We start from the raw sequence: 24,688 nt of genomic DNA, 5'->3' as shown, positions 1-24,688 counted from the left end.
GTAATGACCTCCAGGGACTGATAAAAATGAAACGCTGCTTACCCACCACGCTGTTGGCCTCGCTTTTCCTGTTTTCCCCCACGTTATGGGCGCAACCCGCCGGCGATCTGCCGCTGATGCCCTGGCCACAGAAGGTGGAGGGTAACCCGCAGCAGGGCCAGCTGGTTCTCGATAACCGGCTGACCCTCGGCGTCAGCGGGGACGACCTCGGCCCGGCCATCGCCCACTGGCGGCAGCGGATAGAGCAGCAGACCGGCTGGGCGCTGTTGCCGCAGGCGGAAAACCCGCCGCAGGCGCTGATCATGGTGGTGATTAAGCAGAAAGTGGACCCGCAACCGCTGCCGGACAGCGACGAGCGCTACCAGCTCACCATCACGCCGCAGGGCGTGGTGCTGAACGCGGAAACTCGCTTTGGCGCGCTGCGCGGCATGGAAACACTGTTACAGCTGATCCGCAACGACGGCAGCCACACCGCCTTGCCGCTGGTGCGCATCTCTGACGCGCCGCGTTTTCCGTGGCGCGGCGTGCTGCTCGATTCCGCCCGCCATTTCCTGCCGGTCAGTGACATCAAACGCCAGCTCGACGGCATGGCCGCCGCCAAACTGAACGTGTTCCACTGGCACCTGACCGACGATCAGGGCTGGCGTTTCGCCTCCACCCACTACCCGAAACTGCAACAGCTGGCGAGCGACGGCCAGTTCTACAGCGTAGCGCAGATGAAAGAGGTGGTGGCCTACGCCACCACGCTCGGCATCCGCGTGGTGCCGGAGATTGACCTGCCCGGCCACGCCTCCGCGATTGCCGTGGCCTACCCGGAGCTGGTCAGCGCGCCCGGTCCCTACCTGATGCAGCGGGAGTGGGGCGTGCACCAGCCCACGCTCGATCCCAGCCGGCAGGAAACCTATCAGTTTGTGGACACGATCGTTGGCGAAGTGGCGGCGATCTTCCCGGATCCCTACCTGCACATCGGCGGGGACGAGGTTGACCCGACCCAGTGGAACGAGTCGCCCACGATTCAGGCCTTCATGAAACGCAATAACCTGGCTGACAGCCATGCGCTTCAGGCCTACTTCAACCAGAAACTGACGCTGATCCTCGGCTCCTGGCAGCGCACCATGGTGGGCTGGGATGAAATCCACCACCCGGATCTGCCGAAGACGGCGGTGATCCAATCCTGGCAGGGGCCGGATGCGTTGGGTGCGGCGGCGCAGGAGGGCTATAAAGGGCTGCTCTCCACCGGCTTCTACCTCGACCAGCCGCAGAGCGCCGCCTACCACTACCGCAATGAGGTGCTGCCGCAACCGCTCTGGATCGATGACCGCGTCCATCAGGATGAGAAAGCGCAGAGCTGGGCATTTTCGATGCCGCGCCTTAAAGGCAAGCCGGTGGAGGGCAGCGTGACCCTGATTGAGGGGCCGCAGGGCTGGCGCGGGTTTATCGACTTCAGCGGCAAATCACGCCGCGCAGTGCGCGACATTGCATGGCGTGACGGCAACGTGACCTTCCGCATCGACACCTGGATGGGCGATACCCGGCCGGTACTGACGCTGAAAAATAGTACGCTGGCGGGCTATTTCCTGATCGGCAATGTGCGCTACCCGGTGAGCGGGCAGAAGCTCGCTGCCGTTCCGGCCGGTACTGCGCCGGTGGTGCCGGACCGCACCGGTGCGGCCAATATCCTCGGCGGGGAAGCGGCGCTCTGGGCAGAGATGGTGACGCCGCAGGTGATTGACCTGAAACTCTGGCCGCGCGCCTTTGTGGTGGCGGAGCGGCTCTGGTCAGCGCGGGACGTGCAGGATGAGCAGAACATGTACCGGCGGCTGTCGGCGGTGGATGCGTGGTCAGTGGTCTCGGTGGGGCTGCAACAGCACGCCGACACCACACGCCTGCTGACCCGGCTGGCGCAGAGCACCCAGATTATGCCCTTGCAGGTATTGGCCGAGGCGGTGGAACCGGCGCAGTACTACACCCGGCAGCACCTGAAATTCCAGGCAGGCAACTACCACCAGTTCGAGCCGCTCAACCGCTTCGCGGATGCGCTGCCGGCGGAAAGTGATGAGGTGCGACAGATGAACCTTGAGGTGCAGCAGTTACTGGCTAACCGCACCGACAGCGCCGCCGCAGACGCCCTGCGCCGCCGTTTCACCCGCTGGCAGGCTAACAGCGCAGAGGTCGCGCCGCTGCTGGCGGGCAATTATCTGCTCTCCCCACTGCAACCGGTGGCCGCGGACGTCAACGCGCTTTCGGTGCTGGGCCTGCGGCTGGTGGATGTCGCCCAGCGCGGCAGCATGATCGGCACCAATGAGGTAAAACGGGCCAGGCAGCTGCTGGACAAGGCATCCGCGGTGCGGGATGAGGTGGTGATTGCGGCGGTCTACCCGCTGGAAGCGTTGCTGGACGGCATCACCCGCAAGGATGAGAGCAATGAGGCGAAACCGGGCGGCAACAAGCCCCGGCGTTAACGCAGAAAAACCCGGCGTTAACGCAGAAAAACCCGGCGTTAACGCAGAAAAAACAAGAAAAAAAACGGGCAAAACGCTGCCCCGTACTCCCTCTGCGCGTACGCTGTCAGGTGCGCGCGGCGCGTTTGTTGACCCAGACGTTCAGCAACAGGGTCACGGCCAGAATGCCGCCGACCACGCCCAGCGAGACGGCAACCGGGATGTGGTAAATATCCATCATCAGCATCTTGGCACCGATAAACACCAGAATCACCGCCAGGCCATACTTCAGCAGCGAGAACTTCTCCGCGACGTTCGCCAGCAGGAAGTACATGGCGCGCAGGCCGAGGATCGCAAACAGGTTCGAGGTCAGCACGATAAACGGGTCAGTGGTCACGGCGAAGATCGCCGGAATGCTGTCCACCGCGAAGATCACGTCACTCAGCTCCACCAGAATCAGCACCAGCAGCAGCGGGGTGGCGAAACGCACGCCGTTACGGTAGGTAAAGAACTTTTCCCCGTCCAGCTCGTCGGTCATCCGCAAATGTTTACGCAGCCAGCGCACTAGCGGCTTCTCGCCCAGTACCGCGTCATCCTCTTTCGCCAGCGCCATCTTGATGCCGGTAAACAGCAGGAATGCGCCGAACACGTACAGGATCCAGTGGAACTGCGTCACCAGCCAGCTGCCGCCGAAGATCATCACCGTACGCAGCACAATCGCGCCCAGCACGCCATACACCAGCACCCGCCGTTGCAGGCTGGCCGGGATCGCAAAGTAGCCAAACAGCATCAGCCAGACGAAGACGTTATCTACCGCCAGCGCTTTCTCAATCAGATAGCCGGTCAGGAACGCCAGCGCCTGCTGGTCTGCCACCTCGCGCCCCAGCGTGCCGTTGAGGTACCACCAGAATCCGGCGTTAAACAGCAACGCCAGGCTGACCCACACCAGCGACCAGCAGGCCGCGCTTTTCATGGTCATGGTTTGCTGCCCGCGCTTGCCCTGCAACAGCAGGTCTACCGCCAGCATAATGGCAACGATGACAGCGAAACTGCCCCATAGCCATGGGTTTCCAACTGAGTTCATAGGGTGCTCCTGAGTATCCTGAAAACAAAAAACGGCTGACATCGGAAGACGTCAGCCGCTCTGTTGAGCTGTAAGCAAACCCCGCCTTCCGGCAAGGTCTCACTTACAACACGGACAACATGGATGCGCACGACAGGTGCATGCGCCATGTTCTCGGGTTGCCCCGGTTACCGGGTGCCTGAAACAGACACCGTAATGACGATAAACCGGCGAAGAAGTTACTCCCCTTTGCTGATGATAAAATAATACAAAATGTTTCCGTGCTCAATATGTCATCAGGTAAAGATTCGTCAAACTTATGTTTACGCGCGCTGACCGTGGCCGAGCCCGGCCACAAACGCCTGTAACAATCCCTGGCTGACCGGCGTATCCTCCGCCGGATGCGCAGCCAATTCAGCCTGCCGGTCCGGCGTCAGCGTTGCCTGACGCATCAGGTAACTTTTCATCACCGCACCGTTGAATTCGGGGTGAAACTGGGTGCCGAAGGTGGTGGCGTTAAACCGCAGAATCTGGTGCGGATCGTGGTCAGAGCGCGCCAGCACCTGCGCGCCCGGCGGCGGGACGAGCACCGTCTGCGAGTGGATCAGGTTGGCAGTGAAGCGTGCGGGCAGGGCAGCACAGAGCGGGTCATGTTCCGCGCCCGGCAGCCGTTCCAGCAGTTTGGTGCCGCACTCCATGCCCTGCGGGTGGTAATCCACCACGCCGCCCAGCGCGTCGGCCAGCAGCTGGTGCCCATAGCAGACGCCAAACACCGGCAGCGCGACCTCGATCGCCTGCCGCAGCCAGCCTGCCGCCCATTCACTCCACGCCAGCCGGTCTGTCACCATCGCGCCGGAGCCGGTAATGATTACGCCGCTGTAGGCCGCCGGTAAGCCGGGCCGTTCACCCTGCGGCAGGTGTACCACCTCCAGCGCCTGAGGCGAGATCGCCCCTTGCTGGATAAACATCTGCCGGTAATTCTCATGCTGCTGCTGGATCACGTCCGGGGCGTCACCGGTTTGCAGAATCAAAAGGGGCTTAGGGTGCGTCATAAGAACTCCTGTTCAGGCGTCTGGGGCGCTGTCGGCCGGGAATACCACGCCGGTCTGGCGGCGGATCTCGGTCAACAGGCGGGCGGTGATGCGGGAGGTGTCCAGCCCCGGGTGCTCAACCTGCCCGGCCTCCACCAGCCGGGCAAAGGCTTCCGCTTCATACAGCATGGTATTGATGTGTTGCGGCTGGGTCAGGTCCAGCTTCTGGCCGCCGCGCGGGGTAAAGGCCACCGCCTGGCATTCGGAGATTTTCTCAATTTCCAGCGTGCCGCCTTCGCCCTGAATTTCGCTGGGCAGCGCGGAGTCACTCACTTTGGAGTGAGCGATCACCACCTCAAACTGATCATAGTGAAGGATCACCGTGCCGTGTCCATCCACGCCGCTGGCCAGCAGGGCCGCGCTGGCGGTCACGCGCTGGGGTTGGCCCCACAGCGCCACGCTGCTGGCCAGGCAGTAATAACCGATGTCCATGATCGAACCGTTGGAAAACGCCGGGTTAAAAGTATTTGGGTTCTCCCCGGCCAGATAACGCGGGTAGCGGGAGGAGAACTGGCAATAGTTGAGGTAGACCCGGTGCAGGGTACCGACCCGTGACAGGCAGCTTTGCAGGTGCAGGAAGTTGGGCAGCCAGGCAGTTTTAAACGCTTCAAACAGCACCACCTGATGTTCGCGCGCGCAGGCGATCATCTGCTCCGCTTCACGCGCATTGGAAGCGAGCGGCTTTTCACAAATCACATGCTTGCCGTGGCGCATGAACAGCAACGCCTGCGCGCAGTGCAGGGCGTTCGGGCTGGCAAGGTAGACCGCGTCTACCTGATCGCTTTTGGCCAGCGCGTCCAGATCGTCAAAATAGTGGGCGACCGGGTAATCCTCCCCGAACGCTTTGGCCTGATCCAGCGAGCGGGAGTAGATCGCGGCGAGGCGCATCTTGCCGCTTTCATGGGCGGCATCGATAAAACGCTGGGTGATCCAGTTGGTGCCAACAACAGCAAAGCGAATCATGGGTAACTCCATGTGCAGGCAGCCGGGGCCGCCATCGGTTCAGGAATAAAGGTTGCCGAACAGGTCCAGGTGCGTCAGATAGAGCCGGGTATCAAACTCCAGTTGATGGTAGGCCGGGTCCATATGGCAGCAAAGGCTGTAAAAGGCCTTGTTGTGTTCTTTCTCTTTCAGGTGCGCCAGCTCGTGCACCACAATCATCCGCAGAAATGCTTCCGGCGCATTTTTAAACACGGTCGCCACGCGGATCTCCGCCTTGGCTTTCAGCTTATTGCCCTGCACCCTGGAGACGGCAGTATGCAGCCCCAGCGCGTGCTTCATCACCTGGATTTTGCCGTCATAGGCGACTTTGCTGATCGGCGGGGCGTTGCGCAGGAACTGGTTTTTCAGGTCAGTAGTAAACTGATAAAGCGATTTGTCTGTGGTGAGATCGTGCGGCTGCGGGTAGCGCTGCAACAGCACGTTGCCCAGACGCTGCTCCGCGATCAGCTGGCGTACCTGATGCAGCAGGTGATCAGGATAGCCCTGAAGGTAAGTCAGTGATTGCATCGGTTTGGCTCGCTCTCCGGAAAAGGGATGCCGCGCTGACGGCAGGCAGAAACGCGCCGCCACGGCAATAAAGCCAGTTTTAACCGAAAAAACATTTTACTGACAGGCAAATTTAAGGGATAAACAGCCCAAATTTTTTATTCAGGAGGGGCGATGAGCCTATTCGAACTGGGAACGTTGCGCCTTGAGCTTGAGCGCTACCCGCAGCAGGAAGAGATCACCACGCTGCAAGCCTGGGATGCGGCAGATGAATATCTGCTGGAGACCCTGGACATTACCGCCGCTGACGGCAAACCGTTGCTGATTTTCAACGACACTTTTGGTGCGCTGGGGTGTGCGCTGTCAGCGCATCAGCCTTACAGCATCAGTGACTCGTACATGGCGCAGCTGGCCGTGCGCCATAACCTGGCGCTGAACGGCTGGGACCCGGAGTCCGTGCATGTGCAGGACAGCCTGGCACCGCTGCCGGCCGCACCGGGGCTGGTGGTGATGCGTGTGCCGAAAACGCTGGCGCTGCTGGAGCAGCAACTGAAGGCGCTGCGCCGCGTGGTGACGCCGGAGACCGTGATCATTGCCGGGGCCAAAGCGCGGGATATCCACACCTCGACCCTGCAACTGTTTGAAAAGATCCTTGGGCCAACCAAAACCAGCCTGGCGAAGAAAAAAGCGCGCCTGATTTTCGGCACCGTGGCCGATCTGCCGGTTGACGAAAAGCCGGTGATCAGCGAGTGGGCACTGGACGGCACCGACTACCGTATCGCCAACCATGCCAACGTCTTTTCCCGCGGCGGGCTGGACATCGGCGCACGCCTCTTTATGCAGCACCTGCCGGAAAACCTGGAAGGGCGGATTGCCGACCTCGGCTGCGGCAACGGCATTATTGGCCTAATCGCGCTGGGGCAGAACCCGGATGCAGAGCTGCTGTTCATCGACGAGTCCTATATGGCGGTGGCCTCCAGCGAAATGAATGTGGTGCGTAACCGCCCGCAGGATCAGGCGCGCTGTGCCTTCCAGGTGGATAACCTGCTGGCGCATGTGGAGCGTGACAGTTTGCAGGCGGTGTTGTGTAACCCGCCATTCCACCAGCAGAGCACCGTGACGGACGTCACCGCCTGGCAGATGTTCTGTGATGCCAAGCGCTGCCTGCAGGATGGCGGCGAGCTGCGCATCGTCGGCAACCGCCACCTTGACTACTATCACAAGCTGAAGCGCTTGTTCGGTAACTGCGAAACCCTGGCCTCCAGCCAGAAGTTTGTGGTGCTGCGGGCCGTAAAAACCCGCGCCTACCGCTAAACGTCAGAGCGTTAACGCCAGCCGGGTACCCTGTTCGATCGCCCGGCGGGCATCCAGTTCCAGCGCCACCTCTGCGCCGCCAATCAGATGCACCATTTTCCCCTGGGCGGCCAGCGGAGCCTGCAACGCCCGCTGAGGCTCCTGCCCGGCGCACACCACCACATGATCTACCGCCAGGCAGTGCTGCTCCGCCGCCCGCTGGATATGCAGCCCCTGATCGTCTACCCGTAAATACTCCACGCTGTTAAGCAACGTGACCCCGCGCTGCATCAGTTCGGCACGATGGATCCAGCCGGTGGTTCTGGCCAGCCCGCTTCCCACTTTGCTGGCTTTACGTTGCAGCAGGAAAATCTGCCGTGCCGAGCGCTCAGCCACGCCCCCGTGCGGCATCAGGCCGCCCGGCTGTGCCAGGGTGCGATCCACGCCCCATTCGCGGCAGAACTGTGCACTGCTCAGGCTGGCCGCCGGGCTGCGCTGGCTCAGATACTCCGCCACGTCAAAGCCGATGCCGCCGGCCCCGATAATCGCCACGCGCGGCCCGACGTCCACCTTATCGCGCAGCACCGCCAGGTAGCTCAGCACCTTCGGGTGGTCGATGCCGGGGATCGCCGGGGTGCGCGGCTCCACGCCGGTCGCCAGAATTACTTCATCAAACCCGGCCAGATCCGGCGCATCCACCCGCTGCCCCAGCCGCTGCACCACGCCCAGCAATGCCAGCTGGGTGCGGTAGTAGCGCAGCGTCTGGCTGAACTCCTCTTTGCCGGGGATCAGCCGGGCAAGGTTAAACTGCCCGCCAATCTCCGGCCGTGCATCAAACAGCGTAACGTGGTGGCCGCGCGCCGCCGCCGTGACAGCGAAGGCCAGCCCGGCCGGGCCGGCTCCGACCACCGCCAGCCGTTTGGGTGCCTGCGCGGGCAGGGCGATAAGCTCCGTCTCACGGCAGGCAAACGGATTGACCAGACACGAGGCGACCTTGCCGTCAAATACCTGGTCGAGGCAGGCCTGATTACAGGCGATGCAGGTATTGATCTCTTCCGGGCGGCCCTGGGCGGCTTTCAGCATAAACGCCGGATCAGCCAGGAACGGGCGTGCCATCGACACCATGTCAGCCATCCCTTCCGCCAGCAACTGCTCCGCTACCGCCGGATCGTTGATGCGGTTGGTGGCGATCAGCGGCACCGTGACCTTGCCCATCAGCTGCGCCGTGACCCAGCCAAATGCCGCCCGCGGCACCATGGTGGCGATAGTAGGGATGCGCGCCTCATGCCAGCCGATGCCGGTATTTATCAGCGTGGCCCCGGCCTGCTCAACTGCCTGCGCCAGCGCAATGCTCTCCGCCAGCGTCTGCCCCTCTTCAACCAGATCAAGCAGCGACAGGCGGTAGATGATGATGAAATGAGGACCGGTGATGCGCCGTACCGCCCGGACAATCTCCAGCGCAAAGCGGCGGCGTTTCTCTGCACTGCCTCCCCAGTCATCGTCCCGGCGATTGGTGCGCGCCGCCAGGAACTGGTTAATCAGGTAACCCTCTGATCCCATAATTTCTACCCCGTCGTAACCGGCCTGCTGGGCCAGCCGGGCGCAGCGGGCAAAATCGGCCACGGTGGCGAGGATCTTCTCTTCTGTCATCGCTTCCGGCGTATAGCGGTTAATCGGGGCCTGAAGGGCCGACGGGGCGACCGGATGCGGCTGATAGCTGTAGCGCCCGGCATGCAGGATTTGCAGCGCAATTTTGCCGCCGGCCTGATGTACCGCTGCCGTCACCTGCCGGTGCCACGGCAATTGTGACGATGACACCAGCGTGGTGGCACCGGCGTAGACCACACCTTCAGCATTCGGTGCGATGCCGCCGGTAACAATCAGCCCGACACCGGCACGGGCGCGCGCCCCATAAAAAGCCGCCAGCCGCGCGCTTCCGTCCGGCAACTCCTCCAGCCCGGTATGCATCGAGCCCATCAGGACGCGGTTTTTAAGCGTGGTAAAGCCCAGGTCAAGTGGGGCAAGCAGGTGGGGGTAAGCGGCCATAAGCATCTCCGGCAATAAGAACAGGTCTTTTCCTGCGCAAGGCATGACAACCCTGCTGAGTGGTCGGATGAGTGTAGGGGGCAACGGCAGGGAGATGAAGGAGTTAAAAACAGTCTCTTCAGGGAATGTGATGGTGTTCAAACATCTGTTGCCGGGTGGCTGCCCTGAACACCCTGGAAAAGTGTGCGGCCGTCACAGGGAGCCGGCCATGCTCCCTGCGTTAACAAAACGGCGTGCTGCGGGAGCTTACCGTCTAGCCGGCGTCTTCGCCGTTGGATAATTTTTCCCCATTGCTGAACTGGCTGCCGATTAACAGTAATTCCGTATCATTTTCTACCCCCAGCTTTTTCATCGCCTGCCGTTTTTGTGCGCTGACGGTTTTAATACTGCGGTCAAGCAGGCGGGCGGTTTCGGTGACGTTATAACCGGAGAAAATGTATTTAATTACTTTATCTTCACATTCGGTTAATGCCAGGCGTGAGGCTGCCCAGGTTAATGGGCGCGGGCGTTTATCAATAAATTGATGCTCGCGGATGCTGCGGGAAACGTAATCCTGGCCTTCAAGAATCTTCAGCATCCCTTCGATTAATTCCGCAAAAGGATCGCGTTCAGAGAGCAGACCATTCAGGTATTTTCGGGATTTCAACAACAGGGAGGAGGAGGTAAGGCCGGTGAGCATGGCGAGTTTTTTATCAGGTGATTTTTCATAAAAACGGCTGATAAAGGGCAGGTGGATGCTGAACATATCTTCGGGTGCATTGATGCTGGCAATGAGCAGGTCAAACTCCTCCTCCACATGGTAAATATCCTTTAATAAAATCGTGCTGACCACTTTCAGGGTATTGTTGCTTTGTTCATTAATAATGTGGGTAAGCCCATATTTAATTATTGGGTTATCCCCGGCAATGATTATTTTATAGGGCATATTATAACTCCTGATGAGATAATTAATCACACGCAGACCGCGTAAAAGTGTCGTGATTATTTTCTGCAATGCCATTTGCCTTTCAAATAATGCGTTCTCATCAGGGTAGGAGCAATTAAATAATAGTTAACTATAGATTCATCTTCAGTGAAGATCGGTGTAGCTAACACCTTATTATAAAAGGTTTTTTAGAATATTTTCTAATATAATTGTTAAATGCTCTCTTTTATAAGAGCAATCTTATTCAAACCCAGCGCTTTTATTTTTCCCTCCTCTTTTAGCAAAAAATGCGATTACGCCGGCGATAAAATCCACCGATCATTTTTTGTCCGCTACACGCCTGTTTTTATATATTCGCTGCCTCATCTGCTGCAATGGATTCAGTTCATCGTTGCGCTGCACTAGGCTGGTCTGGCTTCACCCAACGTCAACTGAAAAAAACAGGACTTATTATGAACCTTCTTGACCATCCATCTTGCCGTGCATTTACTGAAGCCGGCCACCTGTCACAAATTTCTGCATTTTATGAAGAGGGCCGTAACGTGATCTGGATGATGCTGCGGGCCTACCCACGCCCCTGTTTCAACCAGGCATTAATTGATGACATCATGAAATTGGCCGATTGCGCCAAAGCGTCGCAGTTACCGATTGATTTCTGGGTTACCGGCTCGCTGGTCCCCAATATCTATAACGTCGGCGGCGATCTAAACTATTTTGTGGAGGCGATCACAAGCCGCAAACGGGAGTCGCTGCGGGCCTACGCCCGTGCCTGTATTGACTGCGTTCACGCGGCTTCTCAAGGGTTTGGCGTCGGCGCCATTACATTAGCGATGATTGAGGGTACGGCGCTCGGCGGTGGGTTTGAGGCTGCACTGGCGCACCACTACGTGCTGGCGCAAAACACCGCGCGCATGGGCTTCCCGGAGATTGCGTTTAACCTGTTCCCCGGCATGGGCGCCTATTCACTGGTTACCCGTAAAGCAGGGATGCGGCTGGCGGAAGAGCTTATCAGCAGCGGCGAGGCCCATACCGCAGAGTGGTATGAGTCCCGCGGGCTGGTAGACCATCTGTTCCATGCAGGCAGCGCGTTTGAGGCAACCCGCACCTTTATCGATACCCTGCGGCCGAAAATGAACGGTATGCGGGCGATGATCCGCGCACGGCAGCGGGTGTTGCAACTTACCCGCTCCGAGCTGATGGACATCACGGAGGACTGGGTAGACGCCGCCTTTACCCTGGAAGAAAAAGACATCGCGTATATGCAACGCCTGGTGATGTTGCAAAACCGCCATACTGCCAGCCTGCGTAAAGCGGGTTAACCGGGTCAGGCAGCCCGGCTGCCTGATCTAACCACTATGGCCGGCACCGCGGTGACCGGCTACTTTGATGGGTGAAGCACATCATTGTTCAACAGCCAATGCTCCAGATCCTCTGCGGGCATTGGTTTCGCATAGAAGTAACCCTGTTTGTCATCCACGCCCACTTCATCCACAAAGCGCTCCTCGTTTTCGGTTTCCACCCCTTCCGCCACCACTTTCAGGTTAAGCGTTCTGGCCACTGCGATGATCGCCCGCACCAGCGCCTGTGAAACCTCGTTATCGCTGATGCCGCGCACGAAACTCTGATCGAGCTTGATGTAGTCAATTGGGATGCGTGCGAGTTGCGACAGGGAAGAGTAACCGGTACCGAAATCATCCAGATAGACGTCGGCACCCAGCGCCTGCAACTGGCCGATTAACGACACCGCCGTGCTTTCGTCTTCAATCAGGCAGCTTTCGGTCAGTTCCACATCCAGCAGGCAGCGGGTCATACCGGAGGAGGCCATCGCCTCTTTAAAAGTCGGGATCAGGGTGTTATTGCTGAGCTGGCGGGCAGACAGATTGACGGCAATACGCAGATTCAGCCCTTTCTGTTGCCAGGCCACCGCCTGGTTGGCCGCCGTTTCCATCACCCACTTCCCCAATGGGCCGATAAGCCCGGACTCCTCCGCGTAAGGGATAAAGTGGGCGGGTGCAATCAGGCCGCGTTCAGGCGAGTACCAGCGTACCAACGCCTCAACGCTCTCTACCCGGCCGGTGCCGGAGGAGATTTTCGGCTGGTAGTAGAGGAGAAGCTGGTGTTCATCCAGCGCTTTGCGCAAGTTGGTGTCGAGCCACATGTACTCCGCCACTTTATAGTTCATTTCCGGGGAGAAGACCCGGTGCGTGCGCCGCCCCTGATCTTTGGCGACATACATTGCCGTATCTGCATTCCGGATCAGGCTTTCCGCGTTGGTGCCGTGCTCAGGGCAGAGGGCTAGGCCACAGGAGCAGCCGGTGTACACCTCAATCAGGCCAATGCGGAAGGGCGTTTTCAGGCGGCTATGTATCTGCTGTGCGCAGGCTTCCAGCGCCTCCAGGGTGGTGTTTTCGCTGAGGATAATAAACTCATCACCCCCCAGCCGGGCCAGGGTGTCCTGCGGGCCGAGGCAAGCCCGGATCGAGGTGGCGACCTCCTGCAACAGGCGGTCGCCGAACATATGCCCGTAGGCGTCGTTCACTTTCTTAAAATTATCTAAATCCAGATAGATCACCCCCACCGATTGATCGCCGCGCTCGGTCAGCGCCGCGTTCATCTTTTCCATGATGGCGTGGCGATTGGCGAGGCCGGTAATGGTGTCGGTGTTGGCCAAAATCCGCAGCCGCTCCTGTGCCATCCGCTCATCGGTGATGTCAGTGCCGGAACAGATCAGGAACGTCTGCTGTTTGCCGCTGCCGCTGTGCACAAACTTATTGCGGAACAGAAACAACCGCTGGCCTTTGACGGTGTTGATCCAGCGTTCGACTTCGTAGGATTGGGCGGTCTGGAAAAAGCCGGTAATGTTCTGGCGGGAGGCGGTGCCTTCCTCGAGTGACATAAACAGGTCATAGGCACTTTTGCCGATGACATCTTTCTCTTTAACGCCGGTGTACTCTTCACTCAGGCGGTTAAAACGCTGAACTTTCCCTTCCTGATCGACGATCACAATCACCGAGTTGGCTTCAGAAACGACCTGTTCGGCAAACGATAACCCGACCTCCAGATCATGCGCGACAGAAGGGGTGTCGTAGTAGTCGGACGCAGTACCGCCCCACTCTTCAGGGCCTATGCGGCGGCCAACCAGATGCAGGCGCAATGGTGTTCCATACAGTGAGATATCAAGGGAGAAACTGGCCGTCACACCGGACAGTTCCCGGATCGTGGTGGCCTGATACCCGGTGAGGGCAACGGCCACGTTGGTCATATTTTTTTCCGCAGAGAGTTCCAGCGCATTGCTGTCCGCATGGAGTCGCCAATAGGGGCGGGGGGTACCAAAATGTTGGTACAGGATCGAACCATCTTGATTTTCGATCATGAAGACATCTCCGCAGAAGAGGTTTTGCAGGCTGAAACCGGATGCCAGCCTAACGGGCACAGTATTGCCCTGACAGAAACAGTATTGCCCTGACAGACACAGTATTACCTGACAGACACCCTGTCGCCCTGACAGGAACCATGTTGCCCGGTGCAAGGTAAACCGCTACAGGGTGCCATAAAGTCCATGCCGGTTGCTAAAGAATAACAAATGAAACCACACTGTTCTTCGTGGTTAAGCGTAGTAACTCTGCAGGCAACCGCCATCCTTTCTCCGCAGGGGAAGAGGGCCGTAAGGCCCCCTTCTTTCTGATTACTCCGTCAGCAGGAAGCTCTGTTTTTTCACATCTTGTGAATCCAGGCCGATAAAGACGTTGAACCGCCCGGGTTCGGAGACCCAGTTAAGCTGGTTGTTGAAGAAGCGCAGGGCCGTTTCATCTATCGGGAAAGTCACGACCTGCTGCTCACCAGGTTGCAGATTAATTTTCTTAAAGTTTTTAAGCTCTTTAACCGGCCGCGCCAGTGAGGCCGTTACATCCTGCAGGTAGAGTTGCACCACCGTCGCCCCGGCGCGGTCGCCGGTGTTTTTCACCGTCACACTCGCCGTGATATTGCCTTTATGGGTCAGTGAGGCGCTGGAGAGCGTAATGTCTGACACGCTGAAGCGGGTGTAACTCAGGCCGTAGCCGAACGGGTAGAGCGGGCCGTTGGTGATGTCAAAATAGCGGGAGGTGTACTTATCCGGCTTTTGTGGGTTAAACGGCCGCCCGGTATTCAGCACATTGTAATAGAGCGGCACCTGGCCGACGGCACGTGGGAAGGTCATCGGCAGCTTGCCGGACGGGTTATAGTCCCCGAACAGCACATCCGCCACCGCGTTACCGCCTTCCGTGCCGCTGAACCAGGTTTCGAGGATGGCGTCCGCATTGTCATTTTCCCACGGCAGTGCCAGCGGGCGGCCGTTCATCAGCACCAGCACCAGCGGTTTGCCGGTGGCTTTCAGCGCTTTCAGCAGGTCACGCTGGCTCTCCGGGATGGTGATGTCGCTGCGGCTGGAAGCCTCATGCGCCATCCCCTGGGATTCGCCCACCACTGCCACCACCACATCCGCTTTCTTCGCGACGCTGACTGCTTCGTCAATCATCACCTGCGCCGGGCGAGGGTCGTTAACCACCGCTTTGTCGTAAGAGTTCAGGTAATCCACGATCGCCTGATCGTCCGTGACGTTGGCCCCGCGCGCATAAAGCAGGTTAGCTTTGCCGCCGGCCACATTCTGCATACCCTGCCACACCGTAACGGTCTGGGCAGATACCCCCGCGGCTGACCAGCTGCCCATAATGTCGCGCTGGCTTTTGGCCAGCGGGCCGATAACGGCAATGGTGCCGTTTTTCGCCAGCGGCAACGTCTGGGCACGGTTTTTCAGCAAGACCATGGCTGTCCGGGCCACTTCGCGGGCCTCTTTGCGGTGCAGGCGGCTTTCGGCATTGGTGTCGGCCGGGTCAGTGGAAGCGGGGCCGAGGTGGCGGTAAGCATCAGCAAACAGCCCCATATCCCACTTCACGTCCAGCACATCACGCACCGCCCGGTCGATGTCCCGTTGGCTTATCAGGCCATCTTTCAGCAGCCCTTTCAGGTAGAGGCCATACATATTATCGGCCATGTCCATATCGACCCCGGCCTTGAGCGCCATGGCCGCCGCCTGACGGTTATTTTCCGCCACACCATGTTTGACCAGCCCGCCGATTGCGCCGTGATCGCTGACGGTCACGCCACGGAAGTGCCACTGCTTACGCAGGATGTCACTTAACAGCCAGCTGTTGGACGTTGCGGGTATCGCGTTCACCGCATTCAGAGATACCATCACCCCACCGGCCCCGGCATCAATCGCCGCTTTATAAGGCGGCAGGTAGTCCTGGAACATTTTCGGCAGCGACATATCCACCGTGTTGTAATCGCGGCCGCCTTCTGCCGCGCCGTAGGTGGCGTAATGTTTCACGTTCGCCATGATGCGGTCGGGCGCGGAAGGATCGTCACCCTGATAGGCTTTGACCAGCACATCGGCCAGGCGTGACGTCAGGTAGGTATCTTCGCCGAACCCTTCTGAGACCCGGCCCCAGCGGGCATCGCGGGTGATGTCTACCATCGGCGAGAAGGTCATGTTCAGGCCGTCGGCAGCGGTTTCAATCGCGGAGATGCGGCCGCTCAGCGCCACGGCGTCCATATCCCAGCTGGCGGCAAGCCCGAGGCTTATCGGGAAGATGGTGCGCTGGCCGTGTACCACGTCATAGGCGTAGAACAGCGGGATCTTCAGGCGGCTGTGTTGCACCTGATCCTGCATCCGGCGGATGTCCGGCTTGGTCACGGTATTGAACATCCCGCCCACTTTTCCGGCACGGATGTCCGCCATGATCGCCTCTTTCGGGTATTCCGGCCCCACCGTGACCAGGTTCAGCTGGCCAATTTTTTCGTCCAGCGTCATCTGCTTCAGCAGATGGTCAATAAAGGCGGCCTTCTCCTTTACCTGATACTGCGGCGCAGGCGGAACCGGCTCCGCATAAACGGGTGAGACTGCCAGACAAAACAGAATGCCAAGTAAACAACGCTTATTCATCAATCATCCTTTGAACGCTTTTAGCCGGTGGGGGTGCTGCCTTGTACGAATCGGCCCGGACTTGCCTGCCCGGTAGAGGGTGTGAATCTAATATGTCGCCCAAGCCGTTAGCAACTGATATCACGATGCATCAGAAGTTTACACCCAACTTTGCGAGGCATTACGAAAAAAGGACGCAGAGCGTGAAGCCGTCGGCGTCCTGAAAGAGAAGGGGATGTCACCACGCAGAATTTACCAGGGCACCTGCCCATCACGGACGAAGAACCCGCCGGTGGGGCCATCCGCCCCTTGTACCGCATAGTGCACAATGGCCGCCGCGGCTTCTTCCGGCGGCAATGGGCCGCTGTGCTGGTTCAGGTCGGTCGCGGTATAGCCGGGGTTAACGGCATTGACCCGGATGCCTTCAGGTTTCAGCTCTTTCGCCAGCAGCACGGTAAAGGCATTCAGGGCGGTTTTGGAGGAGTTATAGCTGAAGATATTGACCCCGTGGTAAGCAAAATCGGGATAACTGTGCAGGTTAAGTGACCCCAGTTCACTGGAGACATTGATGATATTTTTCTGTTCACCTTGTCGCAGCAGCGGCAGGAACGCCTGCGTGACCATGACCGGGCCGAGCACATTCACTTCATAGGTGGCACGGATGTCTTCAGGCTTCACCTGGCTGGGCGGTGCGGCATCCAGGGCGATGCCGGCATTATTGACCAGCAGATCCAACCATCCGGCGCGGGCTTCCACCTGGGCCGCCGCGGCAGCTATCGACGCGCTGTCTGTCACATCCAACGCCACGAATTCAACCTTACCGGCACTCTCCAGATCCGCCTGCGCTTCCCTGCCGCGCTCTGCATCCCGGCAGCCCAGAAACACATGGTAGCCTTGCTGGGCCAGCTGTCTGGCGATCTCTTTACCGATGCCTTTATTAGCCCCGGTCACCAGGGCAAAACGGGTTGTGTTCATTTTTTACTCCTTTTGGGGTGAGTCGTTATACTATGCAACATCTTTCCCCTTTAGAATTCGCATTCCATGAAGCCCGATAACCTTCAGCTACAGCCCCGTAAAATGCCGGTTCAATCGCGATCGGAAGCCACCGTAGACGCGATTCTGGAAGCTACCCTTCAGGTTTTGATCGCCGAAGGGCTGGAGCGCTGCACCACCACCCGGGTCGCTGAGCGCGCCGGCGTTTCGGTTGGCACGCTCTATCAATACTTTCCGCACAAACAGTCGCTGTTGAACAGCTTGCTGGCGCGCCATCTGAATGAGGTCAGCCAGGCCGTTATTGCCTGCTGCGGGGAGCAGCACGGCGCCGCGCTGCAACCGATGGTCGGGGCGCTGGTCAGCACCTTGATTGAGGCTAAACTTGCCCGGCCCGAGGCCTCACGTGCGCTGTATATGATTGCCATGGACCACGGCGGTGACGCGATCCTTCATGAAGTGCAAGACAAGATGTGCCGGGCGGTCAGCGTGTTATTGGCGAGCGCCGCAGACGCCTCCTTTGCCCAGCCACAGACGGTGGCCGTGATATTGATAACCTCACTGGCCGGCGTGCTGTGCCACGCCGTAGGCAGCGAGACATCACCAGAGACGGTGCACCAACACCTGAACACAATGGGGTATGCCTACGTGAAGGCGTATGCGGTGGAGAGGTAACTGATAGCGGGCGGGTGATTATCCAGAACGTCGGCAACGTGCTGGGGAAGCGATGATGAGACTTTCGTAGGAAAGACCAGACGTGTTTGTTAAGAATAGAAGTGTAAGACGGTTATTATTATCAGGCTAAAAAAGCCGCCTGAAAAAGGCGGCTGTTAATTATCTTAACGTTACCAGGATAGTTTTTCGTGGCTGGCTTTAAGATTTTGGTTATACATCATATTGATAGTTTCATAATTACACATATCAATACCACTTCTACAATAGTCTGAAATCACCTGATTTAAGATCTTGCGATCCGTTGCTTGAGTGAGCTTTTTAAAGGCAGTGAGATTCTGTTTTTCCATCATACGCAGCATACTTTCCTGACACATATCAATAGCGCCTTCGCAGTAGTCAGCTTTTACTTTCCCCTTTATGTAGTCAATAACTTCTTTTTGTTGAGATTCAGAGCCATCGAAATCCATCGGATGGATGAAGCCTGCGCTGGCCGTAAAAGAAGACAACAAAAAGGTTAATCCCAGAACTATTTTCATGCTCATTTCCTTGTAGTGAGATTTAGCGTGATAAGCCTAATGCCATGAAGAGAAAAAAGGAATCGTTAGAGGACGGGATAATATGATTTGTTAACAAAAACTTTATGCGTGATTCGGCGTGTAGAAAATTAGTTAGATAGCTATAAAAAGGAGGTGAAAATTTCGTTGGTTCATGGCTTCTTATTGGGAGGAGGTATTCATACAATCCATTGAACGCAATGGCGTATTATTACGGCCGTTGCTGTTGAGAAGCTGTGTTTATACTTGGAGTTATTTATTTGTTGAGCAAAATAGCCTACTGCTGAGAGCTTATTAAATTTGTGCTAATAGCATATGCAAACGGCCCCAAGGGTGAAACTATGTGCTTTGCTATGGTTTAAGAGGCGATAAATTCTATTAGGGTATAGTTGGATAATTTAGGAATTAAATTATGACTGATACACTCAAAATTAATGGCCATGTAGCCGTCATTACTTTTGACCCTGAGATAGAGAGGTTTCGCGGCGAGTTCGTGAGCTTGAATGGAGGCGCTGATTTCTATGCAGACAGCATTGAAGAACTGAAGAAAGAAGGCGCTCTCTCGCTGTCCATTTTTCTGGACGAATGCCGTAAAGATGGCATTGGGCCGTATAAAAACGTCAGGTGATCACCGCTACGGCACGCATGCGCCTATTCCTGCCATAACATCGGTATTGGTGAGGCTGTCTGACGCGTCATGCCGGTGCACCCATGAAGGAAGTCAGGCATATCAGGTTTAGGCATAAGGTCACAGTATGCCTAATGCTATGCCTTAAAATTCCGGCTATAACCATAACAAACCGAGGGTAAGCAGACAATAAAAAACCCGCAAATCCAGGCAGGACGCGGGTTTCATGAGTTAACCGAAGGTTAAAATGGTTAACAGAATAATTATTTGGTGGCCCCTGTTGGGTTTGAACCAACGACCAAGCGATTATGAGTCGCCTGCTCTAACCACTGAGCTAAGGGGCCGGGCGGCGTGATTATACGGCAGTTTTCATCGGCAGGTCTACCTTTGCCCGGCTGGATGGCGCTTTTCTGCTCAGATTAGTCTGTTGTAATTTCTAAAGGTTTTTGCGATAACCAAAAGAAATGAATCGTTGGGGATTGATATGATTAAGGACATCCTGGAGGAGGGGTTGCAGGTGGTGTTTTGTGGCATTAACCCCGGTTTATCCACGGCGCACCACGGGTATCACTTCGCCAACAGCAATAACCGGTTCTGGAAGGTGATTCATCTGGCCGGTTTTACTGCGCGGCAGTTGCGGCCGGAAGAGGAACTGCATCTGCTGGATACCGGCTGCGGCATTACCCGCCTGGTGGACAGGCCCACGGTCGAAGCCTCCGAACTGGCGCGGGCGGAATTGCGGCAGGGTGGGGAGGCGCTGCGGGAGAAGATCCTGCGTTATCAGCCACGGGCGTTGGCGGTGCTGGGCAAGCAGGCCTACAGCAGCGCCTTTGGCGTCAGGAAAGTGGCCTGGGGGCGGCAGCCGGAGGCCATCGGTGAAACGGCAGTGTGGGTGCTGCCGAACCCCAGCGGGCTGAACCGCGCCTCGCTGGAGGAACTGGTGGCCGCCTACCGCGAACTCCATCTTGCGCTGACGCAACGCACGCCGTAGCCCGCGGGTAACCGCTGGTTACCGGCGGCCTGCCGGGGGACCCTATGCCTGCCCCAAACATACAGGCATAAAAAAAGCCCCATAAGGGGCTTTTTTAGTGGCGGCAACCGGGCGATTAATCGTCCAGGAAGCTGCGCAGCACTTCAGAGCGGCTCGGATGGCGCAGTTTACGCAGCGCCTTCGCTTCAATCTGACGGATACGCTCACGCGTCACGTCAAACTGTTTGCCGACTTCTTCCAGCGTGTGGTCGGTGTTCATGTCGATACCGAAACGCATACGCAGGACTTTCGCCTCACGGGCCGTCAGCCCGGCCAGCACGTCGTGCGTGGCAGAGCGCAGGCTCTCGGAGGTGGCGGAATCCAGCGGCAGCTCAAGCGTGGTGTCTTCAATGAAGTCGCCCAGATGCGAATCTTCATCATCACCAATCGGCGTCTCCATCGAGATCGGCTCTTTGGCAATCTTCAACACTTTGCGGATCTTGTCTTCAGGCATCAGCATGCGTTCAGCCAGCTCTTCCGGCGTCGGTTCACGGCCCATCTCCTGCAACATCTGGCGCGAAATACGGTTGAGTTTGTTGATGGTCTCAATCATATGCACCGGAATACGGATGGTACGCGCCTGGTCAGCGATGGAACGGGTAATCGCCTGACGGATCCACCAGGTGGCGTAGGTCGAGAACTTGTAACCACGGCGGTATTCAAACTTATCTACCGCTTTCATCAGGCCGATGTTGCCTTCCTGAATCAGGTCCAGGAACTGCAGGCCGCGGTTGGTGTATTTTTTGGCGATAGAAATCACCAGACGCAAGTTCGCTTCCACCATCTCTTTCTTGGCGCGGCGCGCTTTCGCTTCACCAATCGACATGCGGCGGTTGATGTCTTTTACCTGCTCGATGGTCAGGCCGGTCTCTTCCTCGATCTGACGAAGCTTCTGCAGGCTGCGCTGAACGTCTTCACTGACCTCTTTCAGCTTCTCAGACCACGGCTTGGCCATCGCGACGGCAGCTTCGAACCAGACGTCGCTGGTCTCGTTACCGGCGAACAGATTGACGAAGTTCTTCTTCGGCATTTTGCACTGTTCAACGCACAGCTTCATGATGATGCGTTCCTGGGTACGAACGCGATCCATCATGGAACGCATGCTGTTGACCAGGAAATCGAACTGTTTCGGTACCAGACGGAACTGTTTGAAGATCTCAGAAAGCTTCAGGATCTCCTCTGCGGCGCTGGCATGGCTGCGGCCCTTGGTCTTGATGACGTTACGGGTCGCTTCATACTGCTCGCGCAGATCGGTGAATTTCTGGCGCGCCAGTTCAGGATCGATGCTGTTGTCATCGTCGCTGCTGTCGTCGTCTTCATCTTCATCTTCGTCTTCGTCTTCCAGTTCCTCGTTCGGCAGTTCAGAGCCGACGTGGGTGGCGGTCGGGGCGATGTCCTCTTCCGCGTTCGGGTCAACGAAGCCGGTGATCAGGTCGGAAAGGCGGGACTCGCCGGCTTCCACGCGATCATACTGTTCCAGCAGGTAGGTAATTGCTTCCGGGTATTCGGCAACGGAGCACTGCACCTGGTTGATACCGTCTTCGATACGTTTGGCGATGTCAATTTCACCTTCACGCGTCAGCAGTTCAACGGTACCCATTTCGCGCATATACATGCGCACCGGATCGGTCGTACGGCCAATCTCAGACTCAACGCTGGACAACACCTGGGCAGCCGCTTCGGCCGCGTCTTCGTCGGTGTCATTGGTGTTTTCGGCCAGCATCAAATCATCGGCGTCCGGTGCTTCTTCCAGCACCTGAATGCCCATGTCGTTAATCATCTGGATGATGTCTTCGATCTGGTCGGAGTCGACGATATCTTCCGGCAGATGGTCATTGACCTCAGCATAGGTCAGATAGCCTTGCTCCTTACCACGGGTGACAAGAAGTTTGAGCTGTGACTGCGGGTTTTGCTCCATAAGACGGTATCCACACTTCAGAGTATTTGGGTTGGTGTCGGTCGGCGAAACCGCCAACGATAACATTTGGGGCGTTTTTGTTGTTGCCGCGGCCCGCTATGGCGGCATCGTGCAGGGCATCGCCCCGCTATATATCGGCACTTAAGCCGTCAGATGGTCATTTTTTTTTCGCCAGTACCTGGTTGAGAGAGCGAACCTCTTCCCGTTCTTCCGTGCTCAAACCATGCGTCCGGGCGCGCGCGATCAGCGTCTCCAGCCGTTGCTCCAGGACGGAGTCATACAGGCTGGCCAGCGTGTCCACAAATGTTTCCTCAACCATATCCTCTACGATCATGTGGTTCCATGTCGCCAGGATTTCAAGCTGCTGGCTGTACTTATTGTCGCGGTATTGCTCCAGCAATTGGCCGGTGGTCAGGCCCGGTTGGGCCAGGCAGGTCTCTACCAGCTCGACAAACAGGTCAAAACCCGGCAGTCCGGCTTGTTCCACGCCTTGCAGCGAAGGAATAAGTGTAGCCAGCCGGGGGTTTTGTACCAACAATCCTATCAGTATACGCATTGTCGTGCGTTTTAGCTGGGGCGGCTGGTAGCTATTTGCGCTTTCACCCTGTTTGGGCAGCAGCTTCTCCAGCTGGCTGTCATCCAGGATGCCCAGCTTGTTGCCAAGCTGCTGGCGCAGGTAAAGACGCAACGTTTCACCCGGAACCTGTCCGATGAGCGGCAATGCCAGGGTACTTAATTTGGCGCGCCCGTCAGGGCTGCTCAAATCCACCTGCGGCAGCAGCGTTTCGAACAAAAAAGTAGAGAGTGGCTGAGCCTGCTCCATGCGCTGCTCAAACGCCGCTTTGCCTTCTTTGCGGATCAGGGTGTCGGGGTCTTCGCCGTCAGGTAAAAACATAAAGCGCAGCTGACGCCCGTCAGTCAGGTAGGGCAGGGCGGTTTCCAGCGCGCGCCAGGCCGCCTCACGGCCGGCCCGGTCGCCGTCATAGCAGCACACCACGTTATCGGTGGCGCGGAACATCAGCTGGATGTGGTCAGCGGTGGTCGAGGTGCCGAGCGAGGCCACGGCATAATCGATGCCGAACTGCGCGAGCGCCACCACGTCCATATAGCCTTCCACCACCAACAGACGCGCCAGTTCCGGGTGGCTCTGCTGCGCTTCATACAGGCCGTACAACTGGCGGCCTTTATGGAAAATCTCGGTTTCCGGTGAGTTGAGGTACTTGGGTACCCCATCGCCCAGCACCCGCCCGCCAAAGGCGATCACCCGCCCGCGTTTGTCACGGATCGGGAACATCACCCGCTCGCGGAAACGGTCGTAAACCCGCCCCTGGTCGTTAGTGACCAGCATCCCCGCGTCATTTAACGCGGTGCGGCTGTCACTGTTTTTACCAAAGCGTTTCAGGGTGTTATCCCATCCGGCCGGGGCAAAGCCGATGGCGAAGTGCCGGACAATCTCCTGGCTCAGGCCGCGCTGTTGCAGATAGTCGCGGGCGACTTGCGCAGTGGGCTGATTCAGGGCTTGCTGGTAATGGGTGCTCAGCTGTTCCATCAACTGATACAGGCTCTGGCGCTGATGGCGCTCAATCTGGGAGGGGCCGGACCCCGCCTCGTAAGGCACATCCAGGCCATGCATGGTCGCCAGTTCCTCAATGCTTTCGACAAACTCCAGCCTGTCGTAATTCATCAGGAAATCGATGGCATTACCATGCGCGCCGCAGCCGAAACAGTGGTAAAACTGCTTCTCGCCATTGACGGTGAAAGAGGGGGTTTTCTCATTGTGGAACGGGCAGCACGCGTGATAGTTCCTGCCCTGCTTTTTAAGCTTCACCCTGGCATCGATCAGGTCGATGATGTCAGTGCGCGCCAGCAGGTCATTGATAAATACACGCGGGATTCGTCCAGCCATAAGCCTCTTGCTCACCAGCCTATAAACGACAACAAGCCGCGCATTCCTTTCGGAAAGCACGGCCTTCGTATACAACTACTCAGTCTGCGCGTTTTTCGAAATTAACAAACCACGCTATGGGGTTGCCCCCGAAAAACTAGTACAGACGAGTGCGGCGTGCGTTTTCGCGAGCCAGTTTCTTCGCGTGACGTTTCACAGCAGAAGCTTTAGCGCGTTTACGTTCGGTAGTCGGTTTTTCATAGAACTCACGACGACGAACTTCAGCTAAAACACCCGCTTTTTCGCAGGAACGTTTGAAACGACGCAGAGCTACGTCGAACGGCTCGTTTTCACGTACTTTAATTACCGGCATGTGCCTCTCACCTCAATAAAATCGGTTTGTCGCTGGCCTGTGGCGCCAGCCATTTTCAAAATGGTGCGGAATTTTACTTCAATGGGTGCTGCTTTGTAAAGCACCACAGCAAATTGGCATGGGCAGGACGGCCAGCAAATGTGCTCGCTTATGCGCAAGCGGGTGATTATATACCAATCAATCGGGAATACCCGTGATTAATCAGTGCCGGGCGGAAATTTCCCCGGCGTTCAGGCACAAAAAAGGTAAGGGTTTGCCGCGGGCCGGGCGGGCGAGGGCCGCTAAGACGGTGTTGAGCCGCCCCCAGATAGTGGTAAACTGCGCGC

Annotated in this window: 19 protein-coding genes and 1 tRNA gene; 6 read left to right on the top strand and 14 right to left on the bottom strand. The window is 57.6% G+C overall.

What is annotated here, in order from left to right; all coding sequences use genetic code 11:
- Nucleotides 1–26: 26 nt before the first annotated feature.
- The gene (locus tag CYR55_RS11945; RefSeq protein ID WP_101816365.1) at nt 27–2,462 is read left to right on the top strand and encodes a beta-N-acetylhexosaminidase; all 2,436 of its coding nucleotides are present in this window, start codon (nt 27–29) and stop codon (nt 2,460–2,462) included.
- A 106-nt stretch (nt 2,463–2,568) separates the two neighbouring features.
- On the opposite strand, the gene CYR55_RS11940 is transcribed toward CYR55_RS11945, so the two are convergent.
- The 4 genes from CYR55_RS11940 to CYR55_RS11925 form a co-directional block, all read right to left on the bottom strand.
- Nucleotides 2,569–3,525 carry a TerC family protein gene (locus tag CYR55_RS11940; protein WP_101816364.1) on the bottom strand — a complete coding sequence of 319 codons (957 nt, stop codon included), beginning with the start codon at nt 3,523–3,525 and terminating at the stop codon, nt 2,569–2,571.
- A 302-nt stretch (nt 3,526–3,827) separates the two neighbouring features.
- Entirely contained in the window at nt 3,828–4,556 is a 729-nt protein-coding gene (locus CYR55_RS11935) for a glutamine amidotransferase (RefSeq protein ID WP_101816363.1), read from the bottom strand.
- Between the two features lie 12 nt (nt 4,557–4,568).
- A complete protein-coding gene (locus tag CYR55_RS11930; protein ID WP_101816362.1) occupies nt 4,569–5,558 on the bottom strand; it encodes a Gfo/Idh/MocA family protein in 990 nt (329 codons plus the stop codon).
- Between the two features lie 39 nt (nt 5,559–5,597).
- Nucleotides 5,598–6,104: a M48 metallopeptidase family protein gene (locus CYR55_RS11925; RefSeq protein WP_101816361.1), complete on the bottom strand. Its 507-nt coding sequence runs from the start codon at nt 6,102–6,104 to the stop codon at nt 5,598–5,600.
- A gap of 153 nt (nt 6,105–6,257) precedes the next feature.
- On the opposite strand from CYR55_RS11925, the gene rlmG reads away from it, so the two are divergent.
- On the top strand, nt 6,258–7,397 hold the full coding sequence (gene rlmG / locus CYR55_RS11920) for a 23S rRNA (guanine(1835)-N(2))-methyltransferase RlmG (protein WP_101816360.1): 1,140 nt from the start codon (nt 6,258–6,260) through the stop codon (nt 7,395–7,397).
- Between the two features lie 3 nt (nt 7,398–7,400).
- Here the strand turns inward: rlmG and CYR55_RS11915 are convergent, their stop codons facing one another.
- Both CYR55_RS11915 and CYR55_RS11910 read right to left on the bottom strand, forming a co-directional pair.
- On the bottom strand, nt 7,401–9,422 hold the full coding sequence (locus tag CYR55_RS11915) for an NADPH-dependent 2,4-dienoyl-CoA reductase (protein WP_101816359.1): 2,022 nt from the start codon (nt 9,420–9,422) through the stop codon (nt 7,401–7,403).
- Between the two features lie 253 nt (nt 9,423–9,675).
- The gene (locus tag CYR55_RS11910) at nt 9,676–10,347 is read right to left on the bottom strand and encodes a LuxR C-terminal-related transcriptional regulator (RefSeq protein ID WP_165699579.1); all 672 of its coding nucleotides are present in this window, start codon (nt 10,345–10,347) and stop codon (nt 9,676–9,678) included.
- Nucleotides 10,348–10,799: 452 nt separating this feature from the next.
- On the opposite strand from CYR55_RS11910, the gene CYR55_RS11905 reads away from it, so the two are divergent.
- A complete protein-coding gene (locus CYR55_RS11905) occupies nt 10,800–11,666 on the top strand; it encodes a crotonase/enoyl-CoA hydratase family protein (protein ID WP_101816357.1) in 867 nt (288 codons plus the stop codon).
- A gap of 59 nt (nt 11,667–11,725) precedes the next feature.
- Here the strand turns inward: CYR55_RS11905 and pdeR are convergent, their stop codons facing one another.
- The 3 genes from pdeR to CYR55_RS11890 all read right to left on the bottom strand — a co-directional run bounded on the left by pdeR (nt 11,726) and on the right by CYR55_RS11890 (nt 17,284).
- The gene (gene pdeR / locus CYR55_RS11900; RefSeq protein ID WP_101816356.1) at nt 11,726–13,720 is read right to left on the bottom strand and encodes a cyclic di-GMP phosphodiesterase; all 1,995 of its coding nucleotides are present in this window, start codon (nt 13,718–13,720) and stop codon (nt 11,726–11,728) included.
- A gap of 312 nt (nt 13,721–14,032) precedes the next feature.
- Nucleotides 14,033–16,330, bottom strand: a complete 2,298-nt coding sequence (gene bglX, locus CYR55_RS11895; RefSeq protein WP_101816355.1) for a beta-glucosidase BglX — start codon at nt 16,328–16,330, stop codon at nt 14,033–14,035.
- Nucleotides 16,331–16,561: 231 nt separating this feature from the next.
- Nucleotides 16,562–17,284, bottom strand: coding sequence for an SDR family oxidoreductase (locus CYR55_RS11890; protein WP_101816354.1), 723 nt, complete (start codon nt 17,282–17,284; stop codon nt 16,562–16,564).
- Nucleotides 17,285–17,350: 66 nt separating this feature from the next.
- Between CYR55_RS11890 and CYR55_RS11885 the strand changes: the two genes are divergently transcribed.
- Nucleotides 17,351–17,974, top strand: a complete 624-nt coding sequence (locus tag CYR55_RS11885; protein ID WP_101816353.1) for a TetR/AcrR family transcriptional regulator — start codon at nt 17,351–17,353, stop codon at nt 17,972–17,974.
- A gap of 170 nt (nt 17,975–18,144) precedes the next feature.
- On the opposite strand, the gene CYR55_RS11880 is transcribed toward CYR55_RS11885, so the two are convergent.
- Entirely contained in the window at nt 18,145–18,510 is a 366-nt protein-coding gene (locus CYR55_RS11880; RefSeq protein WP_101816352.1) for a hypothetical protein, read from the bottom strand.
- 430 nt (nt 18,511–18,940) lie between these two features.
- Between CYR55_RS11880 and CYR55_RS11875 the strand changes: the two genes are divergently transcribed.
- The gene (locus CYR55_RS11875) at nt 18,941–19,156 is read left to right on the top strand and encodes a type II toxin-antitoxin system HicB family antitoxin (RefSeq protein ID WP_101816351.1); all 216 of its coding nucleotides are present in this window, start codon (nt 18,941–18,943) and stop codon (nt 19,154–19,156) included.
- A gap of 268 nt (nt 19,157–19,424) precedes the next feature.
- Here CYR55_RS11875 and CYR55_RS11870 read toward each other — a convergent pair.
- Nucleotides 19,425–19,500, bottom strand: a tRNA-Ile gene (locus tag CYR55_RS11870).
- A gap of 140 nt (nt 19,501–19,640) precedes the next feature.
- Here CYR55_RS11870 and mug point away from each other — a divergent pair.
- Nucleotides 19,641–20,147, top strand: a complete 507-nt coding sequence (gene mug, locus CYR55_RS11865) for a G/U mismatch-specific DNA glycosylase (protein WP_101816459.1) — start codon at nt 19,641–19,643, stop codon at nt 20,145–20,147.
- Between the two features lie 115 nt (nt 20,148–20,262).
- Here mug and rpoD read toward each other — a convergent pair whose 3' ends face one another.
- The 3 genes from rpoD to rpsU form a co-directional block, all read right to left on the bottom strand.
- A complete protein-coding gene (rpoD, locus tag CYR55_RS11860) occupies nt 20,263–22,104 on the bottom strand; it encodes an RNA polymerase sigma factor RpoD (protein WP_101816350.1) in 1,842 nt (613 codons plus the stop codon).
- 157 nt (nt 22,105–22,261) lie between these two features.
- The gene (gene dnaG / locus CYR55_RS11855) at nt 22,262–24,010 is read right to left on the bottom strand and encodes a DNA primase (RefSeq protein ID WP_101816349.1); all 1,749 of its coding nucleotides are present in this window, start codon (nt 24,008–24,010) and stop codon (nt 22,262–22,264) included.
- Between the two features lie 136 nt (nt 24,011–24,146).
- Nucleotides 24,147–24,362, bottom strand: coding sequence for a 30S ribosomal protein S21 (gene rpsU / locus CYR55_RS11850; protein ID WP_001144069.1), 216 nt, complete (start codon nt 24,360–24,362; stop codon nt 24,147–24,149).
- Between the last annotated feature and the right edge of the window lie 326 nt (nt 24,363–24,688).

This window comes from Chimaeribacter californicus (assembly GCF_002858675.1).
GTDB lineage: Bacteria > Pseudomonadota > Gammaproteobacteria > Enterobacterales > Enterobacteriaceae > Chimaeribacter > Chimaeribacter californicus.
The sequence above is the reverse complement of the archived record's forward strand: the minus strand, read 5'-3'. Positions and strand labels throughout refer to the sequence as shown.

Excerpts from the sequence above, each read along its gene's own strand:
- CYR55_RS11905 (WP_101816357.1), top strand. The coding sequence starts at position 10,800 with ATGAACCTTCTTGACCATCCATCTTGCCGTGCATTTACTGAAGCCGGC.
- dnaG (WP_101816349.1), bottom strand. The coding sequence starts at position 24,010 with ATGGCTGGACGAATCCCGCGTGTATTTATCAATGACCTGCTGGCGCGC.
- CYR55_RS11880 (WP_101816352.1), bottom strand. The coding sequence starts at position 18,510 with ATGAAAATAGTTCTGGGATTAACCTTTTTGTTGTCTTCTTTTACGGCC.
- CYR55_RS11875 (WP_101816351.1), top strand. The coding sequence starts at position 18,941 with ATGACTGATACACTCAAAATTAATGGCCATGTAGCCGTCATTACTTTT.
- rlmG (WP_101816360.1), top strand. The coding sequence starts at position 6,258 with ATGAGCCTATTCGAACTGGGAACGTTGCGCCTTGAGCTTGAGCGCTAC.
- rpoD (WP_101816350.1), bottom strand. The coding sequence starts at position 22,104 with ATGGAGCAAAACCCGCAGTCACAGCTCAAACTTCTTGTCACCCGTGGT.
- mug (WP_101816459.1), top strand. The coding sequence starts at position 19,641 with ATGATTAAGGACATCCTGGAGGAGGGGTTGCAGGTGGTGTTTTGTGGC.
- rpsU (WP_001144069.1), bottom strand. The coding sequence starts at position 24,362 with ATGCCGGTAATTAAAGTACGTGAAAACGAGCCGTTCGACGTAGCTCTG.
- CYR55_RS11925 (WP_101816361.1), bottom strand. The coding sequence starts at position 6,104 with ATGCAATCACTGACTTACCTTCAGGGCTATCCTGATCACCTGCTGCAT.
- CYR55_RS11945 (WP_101816365.1), top strand. The coding sequence starts at position 27 with ATGAAACGCTGCTTACCCACCACGCTGTTGGCCTCGCTTTTCCTGTTT.
- CYR55_RS11940 (WP_101816364.1), bottom strand. The coding sequence starts at position 3,525 with ATGAACTCAGTTGGAAACCCATGGCTATGGGGCAGTTTCGCTGTCATC.
- CYR55_RS11935 (WP_101816363.1), bottom strand. The coding sequence starts at position 4,556 with ATGACGCACCCTAAGCCCCTTTTGATTCTGCAAACCGGTGACGCCCCG.
- CYR55_RS11890 (WP_101816354.1), bottom strand. The coding sequence starts at position 17,284 with ATGAACACAACCCGTTTTGCCCTGGTGACCGGGGCTAATAAAGGCATC.
- pdeR (WP_101816356.1), bottom strand. The coding sequence starts at position 13,720 with ATGATCGAAAATCAAGATGGTTCGATCCTGTACCAACATTTTGGTACC.
- CYR55_RS11885 (WP_101816353.1), top strand. The coding sequence starts at position 17,351 with ATGAAGCCCGATAACCTTCAGCTACAGCCCCGTAAAATGCCGGTTCAA.
- CYR55_RS11915 (WP_101816359.1), bottom strand. The coding sequence starts at position 9,422 with ATGGCCGCTTACCCCCACCTGCTTGCCCCACTTGACCTGGGCTTTACC.
- CYR55_RS11930 (WP_101816362.1), bottom strand. The coding sequence starts at position 5,558 with ATGATTCGCTTTGCTGTTGTTGGCACCAACTGGATCACCCAGCGTTTT.
- CYR55_RS11910 (WP_165699579.1), bottom strand. The coding sequence starts at position 10,347 with ATGCCCTATAAAATAATCATTGCCGGGGATAACCCAATAATTAAATAT.
- bglX (WP_101816355.1), bottom strand. The coding sequence starts at position 16,330 with ATGAATAAGCGTTGTTTACTTGGCATTCTGTTTTGTCTGGCAGTCTCA.